General features: G+C 69.6%; 22 protein-coding genes and 5 tRNA genes. 13 read left to right on the top strand and 14 right to left on the bottom strand.

Features of this window, described 5'->3' with window-relative positions; genetic code table 11:
- Positions 1–289: 289 nt before the first annotated feature.
- The gene (leuD, locus tag ABT004_RS25920) at positions 290–883 is read right to left on the bottom strand and encodes a 3-isopropylmalate dehydratase small subunit (RefSeq protein ID WP_351341359.1); all 594 of its coding nucleotides are present in this window, start codon (positions 881–883) and stop codon (positions 290–292) included.
- 5 nt (positions 884–888) lie between these two features.
- Positions 889–2313 carry a 3-isopropylmalate dehydratase large subunit gene (gene leuC / locus ABT004_RS25915; RefSeq protein ID WP_351341356.1) on the bottom strand — a complete coding sequence of 475 codons (1425 nt, stop codon included), beginning with the start codon at positions 2311–2313 and terminating at the stop codon, positions 889–891.
- A gap of 187 nt (positions 2314–2500) precedes the next feature.
- On the opposite strand from leuC, the gene ndgR reads away from it, so the two are divergent.
- Positions 2501–3217 (top strand): IclR family transcriptional regulator NdgR, encoded by a 717-nt coding sequence (gene ndgR, locus ABT004_RS25910; RefSeq protein WP_351341353.1) that lies wholly within the window; start codon positions 2501–2503, stop codon positions 3215–3217.
- Between the two features lie 170 nt (positions 3218–3387).
- Here the strand turns inward: ndgR and ABT004_RS25905 are convergent.
- From ABT004_RS25905 to ABT004_RS25865, 9 genes are all read right to left on the bottom strand, one after another.
- A tRNA-Glu gene (locus ABT004_RS25905) sits at positions 3388–3460 on the bottom strand.
- A gap of 22 nt (positions 3461–3482) precedes the next feature.
- A tRNA-Gln gene (locus ABT004_RS25900) sits at positions 3483–3554 on the bottom strand.
- Between the two features lie 37 nt (positions 3555–3591).
- Positions 3592–3664, bottom strand: a tRNA-Glu gene (locus ABT004_RS25895).
- A 29-nt stretch (positions 3665–3693) separates the two neighbouring features.
- A tRNA-Glu gene (locus ABT004_RS25890) sits at positions 3694–3766 on the bottom strand.
- Between the two features lie 42 nt (positions 3767–3808).
- A tRNA-Gln gene (locus ABT004_RS25885) sits at positions 3809–3880 on the bottom strand.
- A gap of 90 nt (positions 3881–3970) precedes the next feature.
- Positions 3971–4690: an HAD family hydrolase gene (locus tag ABT004_RS25880; protein ID WP_351341350.1), complete on the bottom strand. Its 720-nt coding sequence runs from the start codon at positions 4688–4690 to the stop codon at positions 3971–3973.
- A 72-nt stretch (positions 4691–4762) separates the two neighbouring features.
- Positions 4763–6262 (bottom strand): glutamate--tRNA ligase, encoded by a 1500-nt coding sequence (gene gltX, locus ABT004_RS25875; protein WP_351341347.1) that lies wholly within the window; start codon positions 6260–6262, stop codon positions 4763–4765.
- Complete coding sequence (locus ABT004_RS25870; RefSeq protein ID WP_351341344.1) at positions 6246–7031, bottom strand: fumarylacetoacetate hydrolase family protein; 786 nt, start codon at positions 7029–7031, stop codon at positions 6246–6248. The genes gltX and ABT004_RS25870 overlap by 17 nt, the downstream gene beginning before the upstream one ends.
- Positions 7032–7148: 117 nt before the next feature.
- On the bottom strand, positions 7149–7337 hold the full coding sequence (locus ABT004_RS25865; RefSeq protein WP_351341341.1) for a hypothetical protein: 189 nt from the start codon (positions 7335–7337) through the stop codon (positions 7149–7151).
- Positions 7338–7898: 561 nt separating this feature from the next.
- Between ABT004_RS25865 and ABT004_RS25860 the strand changes: the two genes are divergently transcribed.
- The 8 genes from ABT004_RS25860 (at position 7899) to ABT004_RS25825 (ending at position 18903) form a co-directional block, all read left to right on the top strand.
- Positions 7899–11960, top strand: a complete 4062-nt coding sequence (locus tag ABT004_RS25860) for a sensor histidine kinase (RefSeq protein ID WP_351341338.1) — start codon at positions 7899–7901, stop codon at positions 11958–11960.
- 9 nt (positions 11961–11969) lie between these two features.
- Positions 11970–12383 carry a roadblock/LC7 domain-containing protein gene (locus tag ABT004_RS25855; protein ID WP_266718905.1) on the top strand — a complete coding sequence of 138 codons (414 nt, stop codon included), beginning with the start codon at positions 11970–11972 and terminating at the stop codon, positions 12381–12383.
- Positions 12384–12553: 170 nt separating this feature from the next.
- Positions 12554–12964, top strand: a complete 411-nt coding sequence (locus ABT004_RS25850) for a DUF742 domain-containing protein (RefSeq protein ID WP_328632288.1) — start codon at positions 12554–12556, stop codon at positions 12962–12964.
- Positions 12945–13532, top strand: coding sequence for a GTP-binding protein (locus ABT004_RS25845; RefSeq protein WP_351341334.1), 588 nt, complete (start codon positions 12945–12947; stop codon positions 13530–13532). Before ABT004_RS25850 ends, ABT004_RS25845 begins: the two co-directional genes overlap by 20 nt.
- A 412-nt stretch (positions 13533–13944) precedes the next feature.
- Positions 13945–17217: a sensor histidine kinase gene (locus ABT004_RS25840; protein WP_351341331.1), complete on the top strand. Its 3273-nt coding sequence runs from the start codon at positions 13945–13947 to the stop codon at positions 17215–17217.
- Between the two features lie 10 nt (positions 17218–17227).
- Entirely contained in the window at positions 17228–17641 is a 414-nt protein-coding gene (locus tag ABT004_RS25835) for a roadblock/LC7 domain-containing protein (RefSeq protein ID WP_266714481.1), read from the top strand.
- 94 nt (positions 17642–17735) lie between these two features.
- The gene (locus ABT004_RS25830) at positions 17736–18332 is read left to right on the top strand and encodes a DUF742 domain-containing protein (RefSeq protein ID WP_451188101.1); all 597 of its coding nucleotides are present in this window, start codon (positions 17736–17738) and stop codon (positions 18330–18332) included.
- Complete coding sequence (locus ABT004_RS25825; protein ID WP_351341325.1) at positions 18313–18903, top strand: GTP-binding protein; 591 nt, start codon at positions 18313–18315, stop codon at positions 18901–18903. Before ABT004_RS25830 ends, ABT004_RS25825 begins: the two co-directional genes overlap by 20 nt.
- Positions 18904–19075: 172 nt before the next feature.
- Here ABT004_RS25825 and ABT004_RS25820 read toward each other — a convergent pair whose 3' ends face one another.
- Together ABT004_RS25820 and ABT004_RS25815 are read right to left on the bottom strand one after the other, a co-directional pair.
- Entirely contained in the window at positions 19076–19267 is a 192-nt protein-coding gene (locus tag ABT004_RS25820) for an acyl-CoA carboxylase subunit epsilon (RefSeq protein WP_351341322.1), read from the bottom strand.
- Between the two features lie 32 nt (positions 19268–19299).
- Entirely contained in the window at positions 19300–20895 is a 1596-nt protein-coding gene (locus tag ABT004_RS25815) for an acyl-CoA carboxylase subunit beta (RefSeq protein WP_351341319.1), read from the bottom strand.
- A gap of 378 nt (positions 20896–21273) precedes the next feature.
- Here ABT004_RS25815 and ABT004_RS25810 point away from each other — a divergent pair, with 378 nt between their 5' ends.
- Complete coding sequence (locus ABT004_RS25810; RefSeq protein ID WP_351341316.1) at positions 21274–21891, top strand: YceI family protein; 618 nt, start codon at positions 21274–21276, stop codon at positions 21889–21891.
- Positions 21892–21956: 65 nt separating this feature from the next.
- On the opposite strand, the gene ABT004_RS25805 is transcribed toward ABT004_RS25810, so the two are convergent.
- On the bottom strand, positions 21957–22367 hold the full coding sequence (locus ABT004_RS25805) for an ATP-binding protein (RefSeq protein WP_351341314.1): 411 nt from the start codon (positions 22365–22367) through the stop codon (positions 21957–21959).
- Between the two features lie 112 nt (positions 22368–22479).
- Here ABT004_RS25805 and ABT004_RS25800 point away from each other — a divergent pair, with 112 nt between their 5' ends.
- The 3 genes from ABT004_RS25800 to ABT004_RS25790 are packed head-to-tail and all read left to right on the top strand — an operon-like array spanning position 22480 to position 24888.
- Positions 22480–23286: a helix-turn-helix domain-containing protein gene (locus ABT004_RS25800; RefSeq protein ID WP_351341387.1), complete on the top strand. Its 807-nt coding sequence runs from the start codon at positions 22480–22482 to the stop codon at positions 23284–23286.
- Complete coding sequence (locus tag ABT004_RS25795) at positions 23283–23546, top strand: DUF397 domain-containing protein (RefSeq protein ID WP_351341312.1); 264 nt, start codon at positions 23283–23285, stop codon at positions 23544–23546. Before ABT004_RS25800 ends, ABT004_RS25795 begins: the two co-directional genes overlap by 4 nt.
- Positions 23527–24888, top strand: a complete 1362-nt coding sequence (locus ABT004_RS25790) for an oxidoreductase (RefSeq protein WP_351341310.1) — start codon at positions 23527–23529, stop codon at positions 24886–24888. The genes ABT004_RS25795 and ABT004_RS25790 overlap by 20 nt, the downstream gene beginning before the upstream one ends.
- The last annotated feature ends 52 nt before the right edge of the window (positions 24889–24940 follow it).

The raw sequence follows: 24940 nt of genomic DNA, 5'->3' as shown, positions 1-24940 counted from the left end.
TCGCCTCCGCAGGGTGCAACTCCCGCCCCAGAAGGCCCTTCTGGAGCCTCGCACGAGCCGCTCGCCCAGAGTGCCACCGACACACGCGTACCCCTGGAACACCCTTGATATTCAAGGGAGTTGAGGGCCCCCGACACCCCCTCCCGCGGCGCCCGGAAGGGGCTCGGGAGCCGGACACAGAAGTACCCCCAACCGGTGCACGATTGGGGGTACGGGGCCCTGTGGATGTGGCCTGAATAAGCCTTGCTCGGCTACGGATCCGTTCGGGATCCGCGGGAAGCCGGTCGGCTCAGAGCTGGACCGTCTGCGGCTTGAAGGCCGGACGCTTCGCCTCGAAGGTGGCGATGTCCTCCTCGTTCCGCAGCGTGATGCTGATGTCGTCGAGCCCGTTGAGCAGACGCCAGCGGGAGTTCTCGTCCAGTTCGAAGGACGCCGTGACGCCCTCGGCCCGAACTTCGCGCTCCTGAAGGTCGACCGTGATCTCGGCCTGCGGGTCGTTCTCCACGAGCGCCATCAGCGCGTCCACGACCTTCTGGTCCAGGACGACGGTCAGCAGACCGTTCTTGAGGGAGTTGCCGCGGAAGATGTCCGCGAAGCGGGAGGAGATGACGGCCTTGAAGCCGTAGTTCTGCAGGGCCCAGACGGCGTGCTCACGGGACGAGCCGGTGCCGAAGTCGGGACCGGCCACCAGGACGGTGGCGCCCTCGCGCTCCGGCTTGTTGAGCACGAACTCGGAGTCCTTGCGCCAGGCCTCGAAGAGACCGTCCTCGAACCCGTCCCGCGTCACCTTCTTGAGCCAGTGGGCGGGGATGATCTGGTCGGTGTCGACGTTGCTGCGGCGCAGCGGGACGGCCCGGCCGGTGTGCGTGGTGAATGCTTCCATGACTCTCAGACTCCAGCGGCGACAGGGGTGTCGGACAGGTCGGCCGGCGAGGCCAGGTGGCCCAGAACGGCGGTGGCCGCGGCGACCTGGGGCGAGACCAGGTGCGTACGGCCGCCCTTGCCCTGCCGGCCCTCGAAGTTGCGGTTGGACGTGGACGCGGAGCGCTCGCCGGGAGCGAGTTGGTCCGGGTTCATGCCCAGGCACATGGAGCAGCCCGCGTAGCGCCACTCGGCACCCGCCTCCTTGAAGACCTTGTCCAGGCCCTCCTCGACGGCCTGCAGGCCCACACGCGCGGAGCCGGGGACGACCAGCATCCGTACGCCGTCGGCGATTTTGCGGTCCTTGAGGATCTCGGCGACGGCCCGCAGGTCCTCCATGCGGCCGTTGGTGCACGAACCTACGAAGACGGTGTCGACCTTGACGTCGCGCAGCGCCTGCCCGGCCTCCAACCCCATGTACTCCAGGGCCTTTTCGGCGGCGAACCGCTCCGAAGCGTCTTCGTACGAAGCCGGGTCGGGGATGTTCGCCGAAAGGGGCGCTCCCTGACCGGGGTTGGTGCCCCAGGTGACGAACGGGGCCAGTTCCTCGGCCTTGATGAAGACCTCGGCGTCGAAGACGGCGTCGTCGTCCGTCTTCAGCGTCTTCCAGTACTCCACCGCGGCGTCCCAGTCGGCGCCCTGCGGGGCGTGCGGACGGCCCTCCAGGTACGTGAAGGTGGTCTCGTCGGGGGCGACCATGCCCGCGCGGGCACCGGCCTCGATGGACATGTTGCAGATGGTCATCCGCGCTTCCATCGACAGCTTCTCGATGGCCGAGCCGCGGTACTCCAGGATGTAGCCCTGGCCGCCGCCGGTGCCGATCTTCGCGATGATGGCGAGGATCAGGTCCTTGGCGGTGACGCCGTCGGGCAGTTCGCCGTCGACGGTGATCGCCATCGTCTTCGGGCGCCACATCGGCAGCGTCTGCGTGGCCAGCACGTGCTCGACCTGCGAGGTGCCGATGCCGAACGCCAGGCCGCCGAAGGCGCCGTGCGTCGAGGTGTGCGAGTCGCCACAGACGACGGTGGTGCCGGGCTGCGTGAGGCCCAGCTGCGGGCCGACCACGTGCACGACGCCCTGCTCGACGTCGCCCAGGGAGTGCAGGCGGACCCCGAACTCGGCCGCGTTCTTGCGCAGTGTCTCCAGCTGCACGCGCGAGACCGGGTCGGCGATCGGCTTGTCGATGTCGAGGGTCGGGGTGTTGTGGTCCTCGGTGGCGATGGTGAGGTCGGTGCGCCGCACCTGACGACCCGCCTGACGGAGGCCGTCGAAGGCCTGCGGGCTGGTCACCTCGTGCAGCAGGTGCAGATCGATGAAGAGGAGGTCGGGCTCGCCCTCGGCGCGCCGGACGACGTGGTCGTCCCAGACCTTCTCCGCGAGTGTGCTACCCATCGCTTTCCCTCCGGCCGGCTTCAGGTGCGCCGGCCCAACTAGAGATTCGGATCGCCGTCGCTCGTACCCCTCGTACCGGACGTCGGCCACCGGTCCCGTTGGTCCGCGGGCCGGTGTCCGTACAGAGTGGCAAGTTCCACGGGAAATTGAACTTGCGTTTCACAGAGTGAGACGGGAGTATCGACGCATGGACAACAGTAGCGGCGTCGGCGTTCTGGACAAGGCAGCCCTTGTCCTGGGCGCTCTGGAGTCCGGACCCGCGACCCTCGCAGGCCTTGTCGCGGCCACCGGACTGGCAAGACCCACAGCCCACCGCCTTGCGGTGGCCCTGGAGCACCACCGCATGGTGGCGCGTGACATGCAGGGCCGTTTCATTCTCGGCCCGCGCCTGTCGGAACTCTCGGCGGCGGCCGGCGAGGACCGCCTCCTCGCGACGGCCGGCCCGGTGCTCACGCACCTGCGGGACGTCACGGGCGAGAGCGCCCAGCTCTATCGCCGCCAGGGCGACATGCGCATCTGCGTCGCCGCGGCGGAGCGGCTCTCCGGGCTGCGGGACACGGTCCCGGTGGGCTCCACGCTCACGATGAAGGCGGGCTCCTCCGCGCAGATCCTGATGGCCTGGGAGGAGCCGGAGCGTCTGCACCGCGGCCTCCAGGGCGCCCGCTTCACGGCGACGGCCCTTTCGGGCGTCAGGCGCCGAGGCTGGGCCCAGTCGATCGGCGAGCGGGAGCCGGGCGTCGCGTCCGTCTCCGCGCCCGTCCGCGGCCCTTCGAACCGCGTGGTGGCGGCCGTGTCCGTCTCCGGCCCCATCGAGCGTCTGACGCGCCACCCGGGCCGGATGCACGCCCAGGCGATCATCGACGCCGCGGGGCGCCTCTCCGAGGCTCTGCGCCGCACCGGCTGACCCACAACTCCCTTTACGTTCCCGCCAGTTCCCGGCCGGTCGCTCCAACGCCGCAGCGACCGGCCGGACTTGTACGCTCCCGGGTTCAACTGCCGCACCCGCACACGCACCTGTCACCGCGCACGAAAAAGACCCTTCCCGGCTTCGGGAAGGGTCTGATCGTTCGCGAGTACCCCCGACCGGATTCGAACCGGCGCTACCGCCTTGAGAGGGCGGCGTGCTAGGCCGCTACACAACGGGGGCCTTGACCACTTGCGTGATCGAGCTGGTCTACCAGGACTCGAACCTAGAATGACGGTACCAGAAACCGTAGTGTTGCCAATTACACCATAGACCACTGAAGTTCAAGGCTTGTGACCTGCGAACTCAATGCGTACCCCCGACCGGATTCGAACCGGCGCTACCGCCTTGAGAGGGCGGCGTGCTAGGCCGCTACACAACGGGGGCCCCAGCAAGTCCCGGACTGGCCGGAACAGTACCCCCGACCGGATTCGAACCGGCGCTACCGCCTTGAGAGGGCGGCGTGCTAGGCCGCTACACAACGGGGGCTTTGTGGATGCCATATCCACGGTTGCAGATGAGCTCTGCGAGCTGGCCTACCAGGACTCGAACCTAGACTAACGGAACCAGAAACCGTCGTGCTGCCAATTACACCATAGGCCACCGAAACGCAACCCCCGAGGGGATCTTGCTTGGCTTGCGCTTCCGGGGGGTCCAGCCTTTCGGCCCGCTCCCCTTGGCGCAGAAAGAACATTACCCGAAGGTGGACTGCGCTCCAAAACGGGTATCCCCGGCCAACAGCCCAGGCAGTTGCCCGAGCCCCGTGATGCGTACGAGTTCGGGTCTGCCGCCCAGTTCCGTGCGGTCGAGCCAGATTCCGCTCAGGCCCGCGTCGACGGCTCCGCGGGCGTCCGTGTCCGGCTGATCACCGACGTAGGCGATCTCGTGCGGCTCCAGGGAAAGCTCCTCGCAGACGGCGTGGAAGGCAGCCGCTTCGGGCTTGGCGACGCCGAGTTCGGCGGCGCAGAGGACGGCCTCGAAGCGGTCGCGCACGCCGAGGACGCGCAGCTTGCGGTCCTGGTTGTGCAGCGAGGAGTTGGACAGCACGGCGTGCCGGTAGCCGCCGGCGAGGGTGTCGAGGGCCGGGACGGTGTCGGGGAAGAGACTCCACGCGGCCTCGTAGTGACCGAGATAGCGGGCGAACCAGCCGTCGGCCTCGTCGGCCTCCATGGCACGCCCCACGAAGCCGCGCACGCGGTCCCTGCGCTGCCCCTCCCAGTCGGCCTCCCCCGCCTCGAACCGGGCCCAGTGCTCCCGCGTCGCGGCACGCCAGCGCACGAGGGCCTCCTCGACACTCCCGTAGCCGTCGAGCAGCCCCTCCGCGGCGAGGTGGGCGCGCATGCCGACGGTGTCCGCCGTCGCGTAGTCGAAGAGGGTGTCGTCGATGTCCCAGACGATGGCTCGGATAGACATACGACGACCGTAATCGCGAAAGACCCGGAAGCGGTCCGCTTCCGGGTCTTTCAGGGGCCTACGCGCGCGTGCTTACGCGGTGAGCTTCGCCAGGGCCGCGTCAATGCGGGCGAAGGTCGTCTCCTTGCCCAGGATCTCGAGGGACTCGAAGAGAGGCAGGCCGACCGTGCGGCCCGTGACGGCCACCCGGACCGGGGCCTGGGCCTTGCCGAGCTTGAGGCCGTGGGCCTCGCCGGCGGCCAGGACGGCCTCCTTGAGGGACTCGGGCGAGTTCCAGTCGGCCGCGTCCAGCTTCTCGCGGGCCGTGACGAGGAGGGCGTCCGAGCCTTCCTTCATGGCCTTCGTCCAGCTCGCCTCGTCGAAGGCCGGCTCGGCGAGGAAGAGGAAGTCCACGTTGTCCGTGATCTCGGAGAGGACCTTGAGGCGGGTCTGGGCGTGGGGGGCGATCGCCGCCCACTTCGCCTCGTCGAAGTCCTCCGGGGCCCACGGCGCGAAGGGGGCCTTCAGCCACGGGGCGCAGCGCTCCGCGAACTCCTTCGGGTCGAGCAGGCGGATGTGGTCGCCGTTGATCGACTCGCACTTCTTGAGGTCGAAGCGCGCCGGGTTCGGCTGGACGTCCTTGACGTCGAAGGCCGCGACCATCTCCTCGACGGAGAAGATGTCGCGGTCCGCGGAGAGGGACCAGCCGAGCAGCGAGAGGTAGTTGAGCAGGCCCTCCGGGAGGAAGCCGCGCTCGCGGTAGAGGTTGAGCGAGGACTGCGGGTCGCGCTTCGAGAGCTTCTTGTTGCCCTCGCCCATGACGTACGGCAGGTGCCCGAACTCGGGCACCAGCTTGGCGATCCCCAGGTCTTTGAGCGCCCAGTAGAGGGCGACCTGGCGCGGGGTGGAGGAGAGCAGGTCCTCGCCGCGCAGGACGTGGGTGATCTCCATCAGCGCGTCGTCGACCGGGTTGACGAGCGTGTAGAGCGGCGCGCCGTTGGCACGGACGATGCCGTAGTCCGGGACGTTCTCCGGCTCGTAGCTGATCTCGCCGCGGACCAGGTCGTTGAACGTGATCCGTTCGTCGGGCATCCGGAAGCGGATGACGGGCTTGCGGCCCTCCGCCTCGTACGCGGCCTTCTGCTCGGCGGTGAGGTCGCGGCAGTGGCCGTCGTAGCCGGAGGGCTTGCCTGCGGCGCGGGCCGCGTCGCGGCGCTCGTCCAGCTCCTCGGTGGAGCAGTAGCAGGGGTACGCCCGGCCGGCCTCGACGAGCTTGTCGGCGACGTCCTTGTAGATGTCCATCCGCTCGGACTGCCGGTACGGCGCGTGCGGGCCGCCGACCTCGGGGCCCTCGTCCCAGTCGAAGCCGAGCCAGCGCATCGCGTCGAGGAGCTGCTCGTACGACTCCTCGCTGTCGCGGGCCGCGTCGGTGTCCTCGATGCGGAAGACCAGGGTGCCCTGGTTGTGGCGCGCGAAGGCCCAGTTGAACAGGGCGGTGCGGACCAGGCCCACGTGGGGGTTACCGGTGGGCGAGGGGCAGAAACGGACACGTACGGAGGAGGAGGGGACGGGTGCGCTAGCCACGCTTGACAACCTTGTTGGTGAGAGTGCCGATGCCTTCGATGCTGACGGCGACCTCGTCGCCGACGCTGAGCGGGCCGACCCCTTCCGGGGTGCCCGTGAGGATGACGTCGCCGGGGAGCAGCGTCATGGCCTCGGAAATGTTGACGATCAGGTCCTCGATGGACGTGATCATCTGCGACGTACGGCCGAGCTGTCGCTGCTGCCCGTTGACCGTGCACTGGATGGTGAGGTCGGAGGCCTGCTCCAGGGACAGGTCGGTCTCGACCCAGGGGCCCAGCGGGCAGGACGTGTCGAAGCCCTTCGCCCGCGCCCACTGCTTCTCGCGCTTCTGTACGTCGCGGGCCGTCACGTCGTTGGCGGCCGTGTAGCCGAAGACGACGTCCTTCACGCGCTCGCGCGGGACCTCGCGGCACATCCGGCCGATGACGACGGCGAGCTCCGCCTCGTGGTGCAGCTCCTCGGAGAAGCCGGGGTACTGGATCTCGGCGTCCGGGCCGATCACCGACGTCGACGGCTTGAAGAAGGCGAAGGGGGTGTCCGGGACCTCGTTCCCCAGCTCCTTCGCGTGCTCCGCGTAGTTGCGGCCGAAGGCGATCACCTTGTTCGGGAGCACGGGGGGCAGCAGCCGGACCTTGCTGACCGGGACCTTCGTACCGGAGAGCTCGTAGTCCGCGAACGGGATGCCCTTGATGATGTCGAGGACGAGCTCGTCTGGCTTGTCGCCCTCGACCGCGCCGAAGGCGACGTTCCCGTCGATGGAGAATCTGGCGATGCGCACGGTCTGCTGCGCCCCTTTTTCTGGCGTTGATCCGGGTGGGGTGTGACCGACCCAGGCTAACGCGGTGGGGCTGCCGCCGTCGCTGCGGTTGTGAGGGCCTGACCCAAACGACAGGCCCTACGCCACGGGGGCGGTCTCGGGTGCCACCATCAGGATCGTGCGCTTCGGGTTGGCCGTGTTCGTGGGCAGCGATGCCGCGTGTTCCGGTACGGCCGGTGCGGCCTGGATCTCGTCGGCGTCCGCGAGGTGCGCCAGCGTCGTGCGCCGCGGGTTGGCAATGTTCTGGAACATCATCGTCTTCGTCATGAGTGTGCTCGGGAACCTTCTCCGTAGTCTGGTGTGCCATCCCTTTTAAACGTCAGGCTAAACATCTGATTCCCGCCGAAAGCCGGGAAGTTACGACCCCCGGCATGTGAGTTTGCTCACGGGGTACATCGCAAATAGGGCACTTCGGTCCGCCAACTCCCGCCCACGAAACGGACATTACCCGACTGAAGCCACTATTCCGCTCCCGATCGCGGCGACCGGGACACCCCCCAGGCGTACGCGGAAAGTCCGGTAATGACCGGGTTGGTGCAGGTCGAGTTCTACGTCCCGTGACCCTCCTCTTACGTCGCGTCACGCAGGGTGTGACAGCCACCTCGGGCCTTGTTGGAGATCCTGCACTGTGCTGGAATCGCGTGGACCGCCGCAGGTAGACAACCGGCGCGCACGGGCGCAGCGCAGCGCCGAGCAGCGGCGGAGAGGGGATCCAGCGCCGGTCACTCACGACCACAGGGGGACGTTTCAGGTCGTCCCCCGAACGACGCCGACACCGTCTTGTCCGTGCATACGGGCGGGGCGCCTGGTCCAGAGGTTGCGACGCTAGTGCAGGGACGTAAGAACAGGGATGGCAGCGCTGCGGCGGAGCCGGAGCCGCGCGGCGGGACCGGCCCGACAGCCGGCGGCACCCGGCCCCCGCACGCCCAAAACCCGGGACGCACCGCGTCCGTCGACACCTCCGATGGCGACGGCAAGGGCGCCTCGGCACCTCCGTCCTCGGCGAGGCCCAAGGTCCCCACGGGACCCGGTTCGCGGATGGCGCTGCGCAACTGGCGCATCTCGACGCGTCTCGTCTCGCTGCTCGCGCTTCCCGTGGTCGCGGCCACCTCGCTGGGCGCGCTGCGTATCTCCGAGTCGCTGAACGACATCCAGCAGCTCGAGAACATGAAGCTGCTGACCGAGATGACCAAGCACGCCACCGAGCTGGCCACGGCGCTCCAGGAGGAGCGCGACCAGGCGGCGGGCCCGCTGTCGAGCGGCTCCTCGACGAGCGACTTCAACGTCAAGTCGACGCGTGAGAAGACCGACCGCGCCCAGGACACGTTCCTGCAGAGCACCACCGAGATCAAGGCCGAAGGCGAGACCGGCAGCCTCAACGGTGTGCGAGAGCACGCGGTACAGATCGCCCACGAGCTGATCAACCTCAACAAGATCCGGCAGGGCGCGTACGAGGACAAGTCGAACTCCTCGCAGACCGTCGACTCCTACGCCCGCATCGTCGACGAGCTGCTCTCCCTGTCCACGGACATGGCGCAGGCGACCAGCAGCCCCGAGATGATCCAGCGCACGCGCGCCCTCTCGGCCTTCTCCTCCGCCAAGGAGTACGCCTCCGAGCAGCGCGCCATCATCGCGGCCGGTCTGCCGCCCAACAGCGCCCGGTTCGGCAAGCTCTCGGAGACCGACCGGCAGTACGGTCTCGCGGCCGCCGAGAACCAGGAGTCGCAGCTCCAGTCCTTCAAGGCCGTCTACGGCGCCGTGGCCGCGCAGGAGCTGCTGAAGCCGATCGAGGAGAACAACTCCACGATCAAGGCCGCCGACACCTACGCGAACCGTGTGCTGCAGAAGTCCGACGGCATCAAGTCGCAGGACAAGCGCTCGTACAAGGACTGGGTCGACGCGGACACCACGCGCATCCAGGAAATGTCCAAGATCGAGCTGACGCTGCTCAACCAGATGGAGCAGCAGGCCCGCGAGCTGCGCAACGCGTCCGAGCGCTCGGCCATCATCAACGGTGCGCTGATCCTGCTCGTGCTCGGCGTCTCGCTCGTCGGCGCCTTCGTCGTGGCCCGGTCCATGATCCGCTCGCTGCGCCGGCTCCAGGACACCGCGACCCAGGTCGCCCAGGACCGCCTGCCCGAGCTGGTCAGGGAGCTGTCCGAGTCCGACCCGCAGGACATCGACACGTCCGTGGAGTCGGTCGGCGTGCACTCGCGCGACGAGATCGGCAAGGTGGCCGCGGCCTTCGACGACGTGCACCGCGAGGCCGTGCGTCTCGCCGCCGAGCAGGCCCTCCTGCGAGGCAACGTCAACGCGATGTTCACCAACCTGTCGCGCCGGTCCCAGGGTCTTATCCAGCGCCAGCTCTCGCTCATCTCCGAGCTGGAGTCCCGCGAGGCCGACCCGGACCAGCTGTCGTCGCTGTTCAAGCTCGACCACCTCGCGACCCGTATGCGCCGTAACGGCGAGAACCTGCTCGTTCTCGCCGGTGAGGAGCCCGGTCGCCGCTGGACGCGGCCCGTGCCGCTCGTCGACGTGCTGCGTGCCGCCGCGTCCGAGGTGGAGCAGTACGAGCGCATCGAGCTGGCCGCCGTGCCCGCGACCGAGGTCGCCGGACGCGTCGTCAACGACCTCGTGCACCTGCTCGCCGAGCTGCTCGAGAACGCGACCTCGTTCTCCTCGCCGCAGACCAAGGTCAAGGTCACCGGTCACGCGCTGCCCGACGGCCGGGTGCTGGTCGAGATCCACGACACCGGCATCGGCCTCTCCCCCGAGGACCTCGCCGCGATCAACGAGCGGCTCGCCGCGCCGCCCACCGTGGACGTCTCCGTCTCCCGCCGCATGGGTCTGTTCGTGGTCGGCCGCCTGTCGCAGCGCCACGGCATCCGTATCCAGCTCCGCCCCTCCGACTCCGGTGGTACGACCGCGCTGGTCATGCTCCCCGTGGATGTCGCGCAGGGCGGCAAGAAGCCTTCCGGCAAGGGCGGCCCCGGTGGTTCCGGTGGTCCGGCCGCCGCGCAGGCCGCGGCCGGTGTCGCCGCGGCGCGGCGCGGCCAGGCGCCCGGCAACGCCGGTGGCCCGCCCGGCCTCCTCGGTGGCGGCTCCGGTGCGCCCGGCGGGCGGCCGCAGGTCGGCGCCGGTACGGGTGGGCCGCGTGCGGCGCTGCCCGGGCGCGGTGGCCCGCAGGCGCCGGCCGGTGCCGGTGCGGCGGGCGGTCCTTCGGGTCCCGCCGGTCTTGCCGGCCCCGCTGCCTCCTCCGGCCCCTCCGGTCCCTCCGCTCCCGACGCCTTCGGCAAGGGGCAGGCCCCCGGCGGTCCCGTGCCGCCGCAGCAGCGCACCCACAGCGACCCGAACGAGCCGCGGGGCCGGCGCCCGGTGCTGCCGCCGCGCGGTGGCCCGCGCGCCGAGCTGCCGGGCGGCAACCCGCAGCCCCGTACGCCGAGTTGGAGCGACGAGAACGCGCAGCCGAACCTGGACGCTCCGCGCGGTCACGACGAGCCGGACTCCACGGCCCGCTTCCCGCGCGTCCGCGACGACCGCCAGGGTCCGCCCCGGCAGGGCGGCCACGGCCCGGCGCAGGACTCCGGCCAGTTCGTCCGCTCGGACGTGTTCGGCCCGCGTGACGGCAACGCCGGCGGCCCCGACGCGGCGAACGGCTTCCGGGACGGCGGCCTCACGGACCGCCAGGACCCGTCCATCACCGGCCAGTTCGGCCGGCAGGGCGACCCGTCGGCCGCCGGCAGGCCCCAGCACGCGCAGGACTCGGGCACCGCCCAGTTCCCGCGCGTCCAGGACCCGGCGAACGCCGGACTGTTCAACCCGGCACAGGGCGACCCGTCGGCCACTGGTCAGTACAACCAGCAGCAGGGCGACCCCTCCGCAGCCGGCCGGTACGCGCAGCAGCAGAACCCGTCGGACAGCGGCGGCTTCCCCCGCCCGCAGAACCCCTCGTCCGGCACGGGCCAGTACAACCGCCCCCCGAGCGACCCGGCGAACACCGGCCAGTTCAGCCCGCCGCAGGGCGGCCCGTCGGCCACCGGCCAGTTCCAGAACCCGCAGGAGCCGTCGGGCACCGACCGGTTCCCGCGCGTCCAGGACCCGGCGAACGCCGGTCTGTTCAACCCGGCACAGGGCGCCCCGGCCAACACCGGCCAGTACAACCGCCCGCCGAACGACCTGGCGAACACCGGCCAGTACGCGCAGCCCCAGGGCCGCTCGGACACCGGCCAGTTCGAGTTCACGCCCCCGAAGCCGCCTCAGCGCAACGGCGCTCAGGACCAGGGCATCCCGGCGCAGCCCTCGCAGGAGGACTTCCTGCCGCCGGGCGACGCGTCGGGCGGGGACGGCCGTACGCCGCTGTACGACACGCTGGAGACGAACTGGTTCCACGGCCAGAACAGCCAGGGCCAGCCCCAGGCTCAGTCTCAGCCCCAGGGCCAGGGCCAGAACGGTCGGAACCAGAACGGCCAGGGCCGCGGCCAGGGCATGCAGTCGCCGGGCGGACGCCCCGAGCAGGGTCTCCCGCAGCGGCCGCAGGCACAGGCACAGGCCCCCTCCGCCGCACCCGCAGCACGCCCCGCCGCGTCGCCCGACCCGGCCGAGGCCAACTGGCGGCAGTCCCCCAACGACGACCTGATGCGTCAGGCCGAGCGGGTGCGCAAGCCCGCCGCGGGTGGCGTCACCCACTCCGGTCTGCCTCGCCGTGTGCCGAGGGCGAACCTTGTGGCGGGAACCGCCCAGGAGCAGCAGACTCAGACCGGTCCTCAGGTCTCGCGCGCACCCGATGAGGTGCGCGGTCGGCTGACCAATCTCCGTCGGGGCATCCAGCAGGGGCGGCAGGCCGGCAACACCGGCAGCTACCCCCGCCCCACTCACCAGCAGGAGCGTTAGTTGAGCCAGATGAGCCAGGCGGCACAGAACCTGAACTGGTTGATCACGAACTTCGTGGACAACACACCGGGTGTCTCGCACACGGTCGTGGTGTCCGCGGACGGGCTGCTGCTCGCGATGTCCGAGGGGTTCCCGCGCGACCGCGCGGACCAGTTGGCGGCCGTGGCGTCGGGGCTCACCTCGCTCACGGCCGGCGCGTCCCGGATCTTCGAGGGCGGCCCGGTGAATCAGACGGTCGTGGAGATGGAGCGCGGCTTTCTCTTCCTCATGTCCATCTCGGACGGCTCGTCGCTCGCCGTACTGGCGCACCCCGACTGCGACATCGGCCTCGTCGGCTACGAGATGGCGCTGATGGTCGACCGGGCGGGCTCCGTGCTCACCCCCGACCTGCGGGCCGAGCTCCAGGGCAGCCTGCTGCACTGAGGCCCGTAACGGCCGGTAACCCCGGCCGCTTCGCAGTCTGCTTCATCGGCATCCCAGGAATCCAGTCAGCGCACGCAATCCGCACACCCGTTGTTCCGCCGTCACAATCCCCCCACCGGCCCACCCTCAGACGGCAGGCCCCCGCACTTGTCGTCCCGCCCGGAGGATCCATGACCCCGCCCACCGACTCACACGACCCGTACGGTGCCACCGCCCACGCCGGGTACGGCTTCGAGGGCGACCAGCCCCTGGTCCGCCCCTACGCGATGACCGGTGGCCGGACCCGTCCGCGTTACCAGCTCGCCATCGAGGCGCTGGTGAGCACGACGGCCGACCCCGCGGCCCTGATGACGCTGCTGCCGGAGCACCAGCGCATCTGCCACCTGTGCCGCGAGGTGAAGTCGGTGGCCGAGGTCTCGGCGCTCCTTTCGATGCCGCTCGGCGTGGCCCGGATCCTCGTCGCGGACCTGGCCGAGGCCGGGCTCGTCGCCATTCACCAGCCGGGCGGCGACGAGGCCAACGGCGGTGCGCCGGACGTGACTCTGCTCGAAAGGGTGCTCAGTGGACTTCGCAAGCTCTGACGGTTCCGTGGGGACCGCCCGCGCGACCACCTCGGCGAAGATCGTGGTGGCGGGCGGCTTCGGCGTCGGCAAGACCACGTTCGTCGGGGCGGTCTCCGAGATCAACCCGCTGCGCACCGAGGCCGTGATGACCTCGGCGAGCGCCGGGATCGACGACCTGACGCACACCGGAGGCAAGACGACCACGACGGTCGCCATGGACTTCGGCCGCATCACGCTCGACCAGGACCTGATCCTGTACCTCTTCGGTACGCCGGGCCAGGACCGCTTCTGGTTCATGTGGGACGACCTGGTGCGCGGCGCGATCGGCGCCGTCGTCCTCGTCGACACCCGCCGCCTCGCCGACTGCTTCCCGGCCGTGGACTACTTCGAGAACTCCGGCCTGCCCTTCGTCATCGCCCTCAACGGCTTCGACGGGCACCAGCCGTACACCCCCGACGAGGTCCGCGAGGCCCTGCAGATCGGCCCCGACACCCCGATCATCACCACCGACGCCCGGCACCGCGCCGACGCGAAGAGCGGCCTGATCACGCTGGTGGAGCACGCGCTCATGGCCCGCCTGAAGTAGCCCCGGCCGACCGCCGACAGCAGCCGACAGCAGCCGCCTGTCAGAAACGGTCGGATACCGGTCAGTAAGTGGCTGGATCCGTACGACAGTTGCCGTAGCCCCTTCGGCGACCTCTGTGGCCTTTGACACGCCGGGCCGTGGTGTTCATAACGTTTCGAAAGAGAATTCCCAGGGCGCCGACACACGTCGCGCACAGCCGGTTCCCCTGCGCTCACAAGAGCCCCGCCTTTTGGCGGGGCTCGCTCTTTATGACCGTTTTATCTGGGGTACGTGTCACCCGGAGCTTCCGCTTCCGACTGTTTGGAAGTGCGCCTCCTGACGTGCTGGAATGCGCTGAACTGCCCAGTAGGAATGGGCCTGGAGACATACAGCGGCACAACGTAGGTGCCGACGCCGAGAGGTTGTTGGTCGAGTGAGGCGAAGCAAGAACAGTCCCGAGCCGGTCTCGGCGCGGGGCAACTTCACCCCGCCCCCGCGCGAAGCGGCGCGGACCGCACCGGCGGCCGAAGCACCGGCGCCGGCACCGTCGGGCGGTCGCCTGTCGCCCCGTAACTGGCGTGTACCCACCAAGCTGAACGCCATCCTCCTCATACCCGTGGTCGTGGGCCTCGTCATGGGTGGCTTCCAGGTGTCGAACTCGATCGACACCTGGCAGGAGGCCGAGGACGCCGAGAGCACCGCACGCCTCGTGCAGGCCTCGCTGACGTACGGCAACCGCCTCATCGAGGAGCGCGACACCACCGCCGCACCCCTCCTCCAGGGCAAGAAGAGCGACCCCAAGGTCGCCGAGACCCGCCAGGCCACGGACGCCGCCGCCGAGAAGTTCCACGCCGCGGCCGCGAACATGCCGCAGAAGGAAGGCCTCCAGCGCCGCCTCGCGCAGTTCACCAAGGTCGAGCCCGGCCTGAAGAAGCTGCGGGCAGCCGCGTACACCTCCAAGCTCTCCGGCGTGCAGACCGAAGAGGGCTACGTCGCCATCCAGCACCCGCTGATGGAGTTCGCCAACGAGCTCGGCCTCGGCACCGGCAACATCACCAGCTACGGCCGCACCGTCTACGCGATCTCGCTGACCAAGGCGGCGCTCTCGCTGGAGCGGTCCATCGGCATGCACCTCCTGGTGAAGCCGGGCCCCGGCGCCACGAACCTGAGCCGCCAGCGCACCGCGCTCGGCAGCTACGCCTACCTCGAGAACATCGCCATCGAGGAGTACAAGGGCGGTGGTACGGCCGAGGACCTCCAGAAGCTGGAGGCCACGATCAAGAAGCTGAAGTCCGACGGCGCCAAGCAGGCCGCCGCGACCAAGGCCAAGGATCCCTCATACGTCCCGCCGCCCGAGAACACCAAGATGGTCGCCGCCGTGGTGGCCATGCCGAGCACCCAGCCCAGCGCCCGGCTCGCGCTCGCCCAGAAGGGCGTCACGCCCGAGAACTGGTGGGCGGTCAACACCGCGAAGTTCGACGCCTATCGCACGATCGAGTCGAATTTGGCGGACAAGGCCGTGACCGAGGCCTCCGGCATCGCCGCCGACGCCAGGCGCGAAGCGATCATCATCGGCGCCGCCGTCGTGATCGCCCTGCTCGTCGCCGTCCTGATCGCGGGGCAGATGGCCCGGCAGATGTCCCGCTCGATGCGCCGGCTGCGCTCCGCCGCCTTCGACGTGGCCGAGCAGCGCCTGCCGATGCTCGTCGACCAGCTCTCGCGCACCGAGCCGGGCCGGGTCGACACCCGCGTACAGCCGATCCCGATCGTCACGACCGACGAGATCGGTGAGGTCGCCCGCGCCTTCGACCAGGTGCACCGCGAGGCCGTCCGGCTCGCCGCCGAGCAGGCACTGCTCCGTGGCAACATCAACGCGATCTTCACCAACTTGTCGCGCCGCAACCAGTCGCTGATCGAGGGCCAGCTGACCCTCATCACCGACCTGGAGAACAACGAGGCCGACCCGGACCAGTTGGAGCAGCTGTTCCGCCTGGACCACCTCGCGACCCGTATGCGCCGCAACGGCGAGAACCTCCTGGTGCTCGCCGGCGAGGAGCCGGGCCGCCGCTGGGACCAGCCGGTGCCGCTGGTGGACGTGCTGCGCGCCGCCTCCTCCGAGGTGGAGCAGTACGAGCGCATCGAGCTGGCCGGCGTCCCCGAGGCCGAGATCCACGGCCGCGCGGTCACCGACCTCGTGCACCTGCTCGCCGAGCTCCTGGAGAACGCGACGACGTTCTCCTCCCCGCAGACCAAGGTCCGCGTCACCGCGACCCGTCTCCCGGACGGCCGCGTCATGATCGAGATCCACGACAAGGGCATCGGCCTCACCGCCGAGGACTTCGCGGACATCAATCACAAGCTGGCCAACCCGCCGACGGTGGACGCCGCGATCTCCCAGCGCATGGGCCTGTTCGTGGTCGGCCGGCTCTCCGACCGGCACGGCATCCGCGTGCAGCTGCGCCCCTCGGGCGAGCAGGCGGGCACGACGTCGCTCGTCATGCTGCCCGAGGTGATCACGCACGGTGGTGGCGGCGGGGTCCTGGAGGACACCGAGTTCACCGTCTCGACGATGATCCCCGAGCAGGCCGCCTTCGAGCACACCCCGCTGCGCACGGCCGCCGAGCTCGGCTTCGACGACAGCCGTTACGACGTCCCGGACGACGCCCGCGAGTTGGACCCTGTCGGCCGCTCCCTCATGCGTGAGGAGCGCCGTGCCGCCCTGGAGGCGCAGCAGCAGGACCCCGACGAGGCCGGGCAGGAACGCCCGCTGTTCCGCGACGAGTTCCAGCCACAGCAGCCGCAGCAGGACCGTCCGCCCTTCGCGGAGCAGAACGCGTACGACACCCGGCAGGCCCCGTACGACAACCGTCGGCAATTCGCCTACGACGATCCGCAGCCGGGCGTCTACGACGAACCGCAGGGTGGCTACGACGAGCGGCAGTTCGGCTACGACGGCCGGCAGCAGGGCGGTTTCGACGGATTCGTCCCCGTGCAGCCCACTCACGACAACGGGCAGCCGGACGGATTCGCCTCCGGGTACCCCACGCAGGACGGCTATGCGGAAGCCCCGCGGGAGTCGTACAACCCCTTCGAGCCGTCCCCGCCGCGGGCCGACTGGCAGGCTCAGGACGCCTTCCGGGAGCCCTACCAGGCCGATTTCCAGGGCCCGTTCGGCCCCGAAGCGGAATCCGCTCCGGGCACTGCCGCGGCGGACCAGGAACGCGTAGGCTTCGACGGGCACGGTGCCACCCCCTCGGCGGACACGACCGGACCGGCCCCCTCCGCACCCCACGCGCTGACCGACGCCGGTCTGCCGCGACGCGGCGGTGGCGGCGCCCCGCAGGAGCCCGCACCGACCCCCGAGCAGGCCCCCGAGACCCACTCCGACGAGGACACTTCCTGGCGCTCGGCCAACGACGCCCGGTGGGAGCGCGCGGAGCAGCTCAAGAAGCCGAAGGCGGGCGGAGTCACCGCGTCCGGGCTGCCGCGCCGGGTACCCAAGGCCAACCTGGTCGAGGGCACGGCGGAGTCCACGCCGCAGGGCGGCCCACAGGTCTCCCGCGCCCCCGAGGACGTCCGGGGCAGGCTCAGCAACCTGCGTCGCGGCGTACAGCGGGGTCGCAACGAGGGCAGCAGTGATACGAACGGCCAGGCCACTAGGAATCAGCACAGTGGTCCTGACAGCACCTACAACCAGGAGCGTTAGTGTGAGCCCGATGAGCCAGGCGGCACAGAACCTGAACTGGTTGATCACCAACTTCGTGGACAACACCCCCGGTGTGTCCCACACGGTGGTGGTCTCCGCCGACGGACTCCTTCTGGCGATGTCCGAAGGGTTCCCCCGCGACCGCGCCGACCAGTTGGCGGCCGTCGCATCGGGTCTGACCTCGTTGACCGCGGGCGCCTCCCGCATCTTCGAAGGCGGCCCTGTGAACCAGACAGTTGTGGAGATGGAGCGAGGATTCCTCTTCATCATGTCCATCTCCGACGGCTCTTCTCTCGCCGTCCTTGCACACCCCGAGGCGGACATTGGCCTCGTTGGGTACGAGATGGCCCTTCTTGTCGACCGGGCAGGCACGGTTCTCACGCCGGACCTGCGAGCGGAGCTTCAGGGAAGCCTTCTCAACTAACAGACAGGCAGTGCGTATTCGTGTCCCGGGGCCGTAAGGTTTCGGGACGCGGCTCCACAGTGATGGTGCCCAGCGCAGTCGGAGGAGGAAGTTCGTGTCTGGTTCAGCAACACCCCCGAGCGGTTCCTCGGCCCAGTGGCCGCCTTACGGCCACGGCCGGGGTCGTGGCCAGGCGGGTATGGGTGACGACGGATCCCAGAACCGGTACAACTTCCCGTCTTCCCCCTCGTCGGCGAACCACGCCCGACCGACCCGGCAGCCCGGTCCCTACGACCAGCCGCCGGCGCCGCGCATCCAGCCCGTGCAGCCGCAGCCGCGCCCCGACGCGAATCCCGCACCCGCCGCGAAGAACAACCCGCTGGTGCGCCCGTACGCCATGACGGGCGGCCGCACAAGGCCGCGTTACCAGCTCGCCATCGAGGCGCTGGTGCACACCACCGCGCAGCCGCACCAATTGCAGGGCCAACTGCCCGAGCACCAGCGGATCTGCAACCTCTGCCGAGAGATCAAGTCGGTGGCCGAGATCTCGGCTCTCCTGACGATCCCCCTCGGTGTGGCCAGGATTCTCGTCGCCGACCTCGCGGAGGCGGGACTGGTCGCCATCCATCAGCCCGGCGGCGACGAGAGCGCCGGCGGCCAGCCAGACGTGACATTGCTCGAAAGGGTGCTCAGTGGACTTCGCAAGCTCTAGCGGAGGGCCGGCTGCTCCAAGCCGTTCCACCACATCGGCGAAGATCGTGGTGGCAGGTGGTTTCGGTGTCGGCAAGACGACGTTCGTGGGCGCCGTCTCCGAGATCAACCCGCTGCGCACCGAGGCCGTCATGACGTCCGCGTCCGCGGGCATCGACGACCTCACTCACACCGGGGACAAGACGACCACGACGGTCGCCATGGACTTCGGCCGCATCACGCTCGACCAGGACCTGATCCTGTACCTGTTCGGTACGCCGGGCCAGGACCGCTTCTGGTTCATGTGGGACGACCTGGTGCGCGGCGCGATCGGCGCCGTCGTCCTCGTCGACACCCGCCGCCTCGCCGACTGCTTCCCCGCGGTCGACTACTTCGAGAACTCCGGCCTGCCTTTCGTCGTCGCCCTCAACGGCTTCGACGGCGGCCAGCCCTACGGTCCGGACGAGGTCCGCGAGGCGCTGCAGATCGGCCCGGACACGCCGATCATCACGACGGACGCCCGGCACCGCGCGGACGCGAAGTCGACGTTGATCACGCTGGTGGAACACGCCCTGATGGCGCGCCTCCGGTAGGCACGCTTCAAGCCCCTGCGGCGATTGAGCAGGTCTTTCAAGCCCCGCCGGCGATTGAGGCGCGGGGTCCGGGGCAGAGCCCCGCAACCGCGCCCCCCCGTCCGACTGCAAACACACTGAGGCCCTCCTCCCGATTCGGGAAGAGGGCCTCAGACGTGTGTACCGGTGCCGGTCAGCGCCAGCTGTGCGGCGCGCGGAACCCCGGCTCGCGCTCCAGGCGGCGCCACCCCGCACGGGGCTGACGCACCCGGTGCACCGGAGCCTCGGGAGCGGCGGAGGCCCGCGCCAGCAGGATCGCGGTGATGGCCGCGACCTCCTCCGGCTCGGCGTGGCCCTTCTCGACGCGGATGTCAGGCATGGACATGTGGCGGGTCTCCTACGACTAGTACGTGCCGGTTACTGCGGCGGGTTGCCGTGCTTGCGCGACGGCAGGTCGGCGTGCTTGGTGCGCAGCATCGCCAGGGACTTGACCAGCACCTCACGCGTCTGGGCGGGGTCGATCACGTCGTCGACCAGGCCGCGCTCCGCCGCGTAGTACGGGTGCATCAGCTCGGCCTTGTACTCCTTGACCATCTTCTGGCGCATGGCCTCCGGGTCCTCCGCCTCGGCGATCTGCCGGCGGAAGATCACGTTGGCCGCGCCCTCGGCGCCCATGACCGCGATCTCGTTGGTCGGCCAGGCATAGGTGAGGTCCGCGCCGATGGACTGCGAGTCCATGACGATGTACGCACCCCCGTACGCCTTGCGCAGGATCAGCGAGATCCGGGGCACGGTGGCGTTGCAGTACGCGTACAGCAGCTTGGCGCCGTGCCGGATGATCCCGCCGTGCTCCTGGTCGACGCCGGGCAGGAAGCCGGGGACGTCGAGCAGCGTCACGATGGGGATGTTAAAAGCATCGCACATCTGGACGAACCGGGCGGCCTTCTCCGAGGCCTCGATGTCCAGGACGCCCGCGAGCGCCTGCGGCTGGTTGGCGACGATGCCGACGACCTGGCCGTCGAGCCGGGCCAGGGCGCAGATGATGTTGCGCGCCCAGCGCTCGTGGATCTCCAGGAAGTCGCCGTCGTCGACGAGCTCCTCGATGACCTTGGTCATGTCGTACGGGCGGTTGCCGTCGGCCGGGACCAGATCGAGCAGGACGTCGCCGCGGCGCTCGGCCGGGTCGTCGGACTCGACGGTCGGCGGGTTCTCCCGGTTGTTCTGCGGGAGCATCGAGAGCAGGTAGCGGACCTCGGCGAGGCAGGTCTCCTCGTCGTCGTACGCGAAGTGGCTGACGCCGGAGGTCTCCGCGTGGACGTCGGCGCCGCCGAGCCCGTTCTGCGTGATCTCCTCGCCGGTCACGGCCTTCACGACGTCCGGGCCCGTGATGAACATCTGCGAGGTCTCGCGGACCATGAACACGAAGTCCGTGAGCGCCGGGCTGTAGGCCGCGCCGCCCGCGCACGGGCCGAGCATCACGCTGATCTGCGGGATGACGCCGGAGGCCTTCGTGTTGCGCTGGAAGATGCCGCCGTAGCCGGCGAGCGCGGAGACGCCCTCCTGGATACGGGCGCCCGCGCCGTCGTTCAGCGAGACCAGCGGGGCACCGGCCGCGATGGCCATGTCCATGATCTTGTGGATCTTCGTGGCGTGGGCCTCACCGAGAGCGCCGCCGAAGATCCGGAAGTCGTGCGCGTAGACGAAGACCGTGCGGCCCTCGACCGTGCCCCAGCCGGTGATGACGCCGTCCGTGTGGGGCTTCTTGGCCTCCAGGCCGAAGCCGGTCGCCCGGTGCCGGCGCAGCTGCTCGACCTCGTTGAACGAACCCTCGTCGAGGAGCAGCTCGATGCGCTCGCGCGCCGTCAGCTTGCCCTTCGCGTGCTGGGCGTCGGTCGCCTTCTCACTGGGTCCGGCCAGCGCCTGGGCGCGGATCGCGTGCAGCTCGGCCACGCGGCCACGGGCGTCGGTGGGCTCGTCCCCCGGGTTCGAGGCGGTGTCGTCCAAAACGGTCATGTAGTGACCTTACGAAGTGGACCCCTGAAAACGGTCCGTCGACTCCGTACAGTCTCCGGCCCGTTTTCCTGGTAGCCCTGAACAGAACCCCGCCTCCGGGGGGCCGAAGTGACTGCTCAGCACGGGTCCGCCTTGTAGACGTCACACAAAGCCGCGCACTGAGACCCCCCTCACACCACCCCGCACCCCCGCATCCCACGCACACCCGAAAGGGCGACCTTGGCCATATCGGGCTGTAATCGAGGAGGTACACACTGTTTGATGTTGAACATTGAACATCATCGCGCTACAGTCGAACTTGTTGGTAGTTCAACGTTCAACATCACCGCACCACCCCACCTGGCACCACCCGTGCCGCCCGTCCCCAAGGAGCACGTCATGGGCATCTTCGGCCGCAAGAACGAATCCGCCACCACCCCCGCCGACGCCGCGCAGGCCGCGCCGGTCAACCCGGACGCCGCCGCGCTCACCGGCGAGTACACCGTCGACCCCGCTCACACCACGCTCGGCTTCGTCGCCCGGCACGCCATGGTGACGAACGTGAAGGGCAGCTTCAGCGACTTCACCGGCTCGCTGCACCTGGACGGCTCGGACCCCGCGAAGTCCACGGCCTCGTTCGACGTGCAGATGTCGAGCATCACGACCGGCAGCGAAGACCGTGACGGGCACCTGAAGAGCGCCGACTTCTTCAAGATCGACGAGTTCCCGACGATGACCTTCCGGTCGACCTCCGCCGAGTCCCTGGGCGGCGACGACTACCGCATCACGGGCGACCTGACGATCCTCGGCGTCACCAAGCCGCTCAGCATCGACCTCGAGTTCAACGGCGCCGCAAAGGACCCGTTCGGCAACGAGCGCGTCGGCTTCGAGGGCAAGACCGAGATCCTCCGCTCCGAGTGGGGCATCACCTGGAACGCCGCGCTGGAGACCGGTGGCGTCCTGATCTCGGACAAGATCAAGCTGAACTTCGACATCTCGGCGATCAAGGAGGCCTGAACCGGCCTTCTGCACCGGCGGGTTGAGGCGGCCACTGGTTTCGTGGCCGCCAACTCGGCGTTGCCTCACGCGACACTCCCGCCGCCCCGCGCGAACTCGCACCACACGCTTTTCCCCGGGTCCCGCTCCCCCACCCCCCACTTGTCGGCCAGCGCCGCGACCAGGTGCAGGCCCCTGCCGTGTTCCTCCTCGGGGCCGGCCTCGCCCTCGTGGACCGTTCCCGGGCCGCTGTCGTGCACCTCGATCCGGAGCACGCCGTCTCCGCCCAGCTCGATGTGCAACCGGAAACCCCGCCCTGGCGGTACGCCGTGCAGCAGTGCGTTCGTCGCCAGCTCGCTGACACAGAGAAGTACGTCGTCAAGACGTTCGATTGCATGCCAGTCGCGCAAGGCCCAGGCTGTGAACGCGCGGGCCGCGGGGACGGATTTGCGTTCGCGTCGGTAGAACGCCTCGCGCTTGTAGGGCAGTTGCTCCATGCCTTGAGCTTCGCGCTGCGGGGTGTTCGTGGGGCAGCGCGCCGACTCGTACATCTGGATTTGTACGAGTGGACGCCGGTCAGGGCGGGTTGGCGAGGGGAACTGAGTGCGTATGAAGAAGCAGGTGACTTCGTGGCATGCCATTGGGGCTCAGATCGCGCATTTCCGCAAGTACGTGGGGATGACGCAGACGGGGCTGGCCGATCAGTTGCGTGTCAGCCACGACAAGATGGCGTCCATCGAGCAGGGGCGACGGCCGGTGGGCCTGGCCCTGGCCGGGCAGATCGATGAACTACTTGCCACCAAGGGGGCATTGGCGGTCGCGGTGGCCAAGGTACCGGTGCGGGAGAAGTTCCCACTGCTGGTCGCAGACCTGGTGGAGCTGGAGCAGAAGGCCCGCGCCATCCAGACGTACGAGACCCAGGTCGTGCCCGGGCTTCTACAGACACCGGAGTACATGCGTGCGGTATTCGACTCCTGCTACCCGCCCATCGAGGACGAAACCCTGGAGGACTGGCTCTCCGGACGTCTGGAGCGGCAGGCGATCTGGGGGCGGGAGCACCCGCCGTGGTGCAACTTCATCATCGAGGAGACCGCATTTCAGCGCCCCCTGGGCGGCCCGGACGTCATGCGGGCGCAGATCCGTCGTGTCCTGGAACTGGGCGGTCTGCAGTGCATGGGCATCCAGGTCATGCCCACCAAGCGGCTGCCGCACGCCGGTCTCAGTGGCCCGATGGTGCTGGTGGAGACCGTCGACCACGACAGCGTGGCCTACCTGGAGGACCAGTGCATCAGCGCCCTGGTCGAGGACCCCGACGAGGTGCACACACTCCAGCTCAAGTATGGAATGCTGAGGTCACAGGCACTATCTCCAGCAGAGAGCGCGCAGTTGCTGGACACATTGCTAGGAGCCTCATGAACACCGCGGCACCCATCACCGGCTGGTTCAAGTCCAGCTACAGCGGCGACAACGGAGGCAACTGCCTCGAAGTCGCCTACCACTGGCGGAAGTCCACGCACAGCGGCGACCAGGGCGGCAACTGCCTAGAGGTCGCCACCGCACCCACCGCCATCCACATCCGCGACTCCAAGAACAACCCCGCCACCGGAGCCGTGCTCACCGTCTCCCCCGGCACCTGGACCGCGTTCCTCAACTCCCGTGCCGCTGACCGCAGCTGAGGTCAGGCGGGAGATTCTCGACGAGGGCGCCGGGTCGCAGCCGTACGTGGTGCGTGATGCCCGGATCACGGGGGCGCTGCGGCTCGACGGGGCCGAGGTGCGGCGGGCCGTGCGGTTCGAGGGGTGTCGGTTCGACGAGCAGGTCGGCCTGGAGGGCGCGAGCACGCTCGCGTTCGGGGCCGTCGACTGCGTCCTGCCGGGGCTGATGGCCTCAACCGCCCGGATCGGTGGGCGGCTCGACCTGCGCCGGTCGGTGATCGGCGAGCGGGACGGGGCCGACGGCGCCGTGGACGTGGTGCACGCCGACATCGCGGGCGGGCTCCGGCTCGACGGGGCGCGGCTGGTCGCGCCGGGGCGGGTGGCCCTGGAGGCGGGCGGGCTCGTGATGCGGGGCGCGGTGATGTGCGAGGACGGGTTCGTCTCGGAGGGGCAAGTCGGGTTTCCCGGCGCCGAGTTGGCGGGTGGGCTCTGGATGCGCGGCGCGTGGATACGGGTCGGCTCGCCCGAGGACATCGCGTTCAACGGGGACAACCTGAAGGCGTCGTCCGTGCGGCTCTCCCACGGGTTCCTGGCCGACGGCAGGGTGCGGCTGCGCGGGGCGCAGATCGCGGACATGCTGACGTTCCGGGGCGCTCAACTCCTGGGCGGGCAGTCGTCGTTGATGGCCGTGGGGCTGCGGGTCGAGGCGCTCGACCTGTCGTTCTCGCACCGGCCCGCCGGCGGCGTGAACCTGCGCAACGCGCAGGCGACCCGGATCCAGGACGATCCCCGGACCTGGCCCGCGAATCTCGGCCTGGACGGGCTGACCTACGAATGGCTCGGCGACGCGACCGGCGGCCGCAGCGACGACGCGCGGACCCGGCTGGAGTGGCTGGACCGGCAACCGGACTACGCCCCGCAGCCGTACGAACAACTCGCCGCCCACTACCGGCGGTCCGGACGCGAGGACGAGGCGCGCCGCGTACTGCTCGTGCGGGAGCGGCGGCGCCGGGCGACGCTGGGGCCTGCCGGTCGGGCCTGGGGCTGGCTGCTCGAAGCCACCGTGGGGTACGGGTACCGGCCGTGGATCGCCGGGATCTGGCTGGCGCTGCTCACCCTGATCGGCTCACTCGTGTTCGCCGCCCACACGCCCGTGCCGAACAAGAAGGGCGAGGGGCCTCCTTTCAACCCCGTCGCGTACGCCCTCGACCTGATGATCCCGATCGGCGGGCTCGGCCAGCGCGACGGCTGGCACTGGGGCGGCGTGGGCGTCCAGGGATTCGCGTACGGGCTCGTCGCCGTCGGGTGGATCCTGACCACGACCGTGCTGGCGGGTGTGACGCGGACGCTCAACCGGGCCTAGGACCGGGGTGACGTGCGTCGAAGCGGCGGGACTGTGACGTGTAACGACGGCC

The organism is Streptomyces sp. NPDC002790 (assembly GCF_040295505.1).
GTDB lineage: Bacteria > Actinomycetota > Actinomycetes > Streptomycetales > Streptomycetaceae > Streptomyces.
Note: the sequence above shows the minus strand (reverse complement) of the source record. Positions and strands in the feature narration are given on the sequence as shown.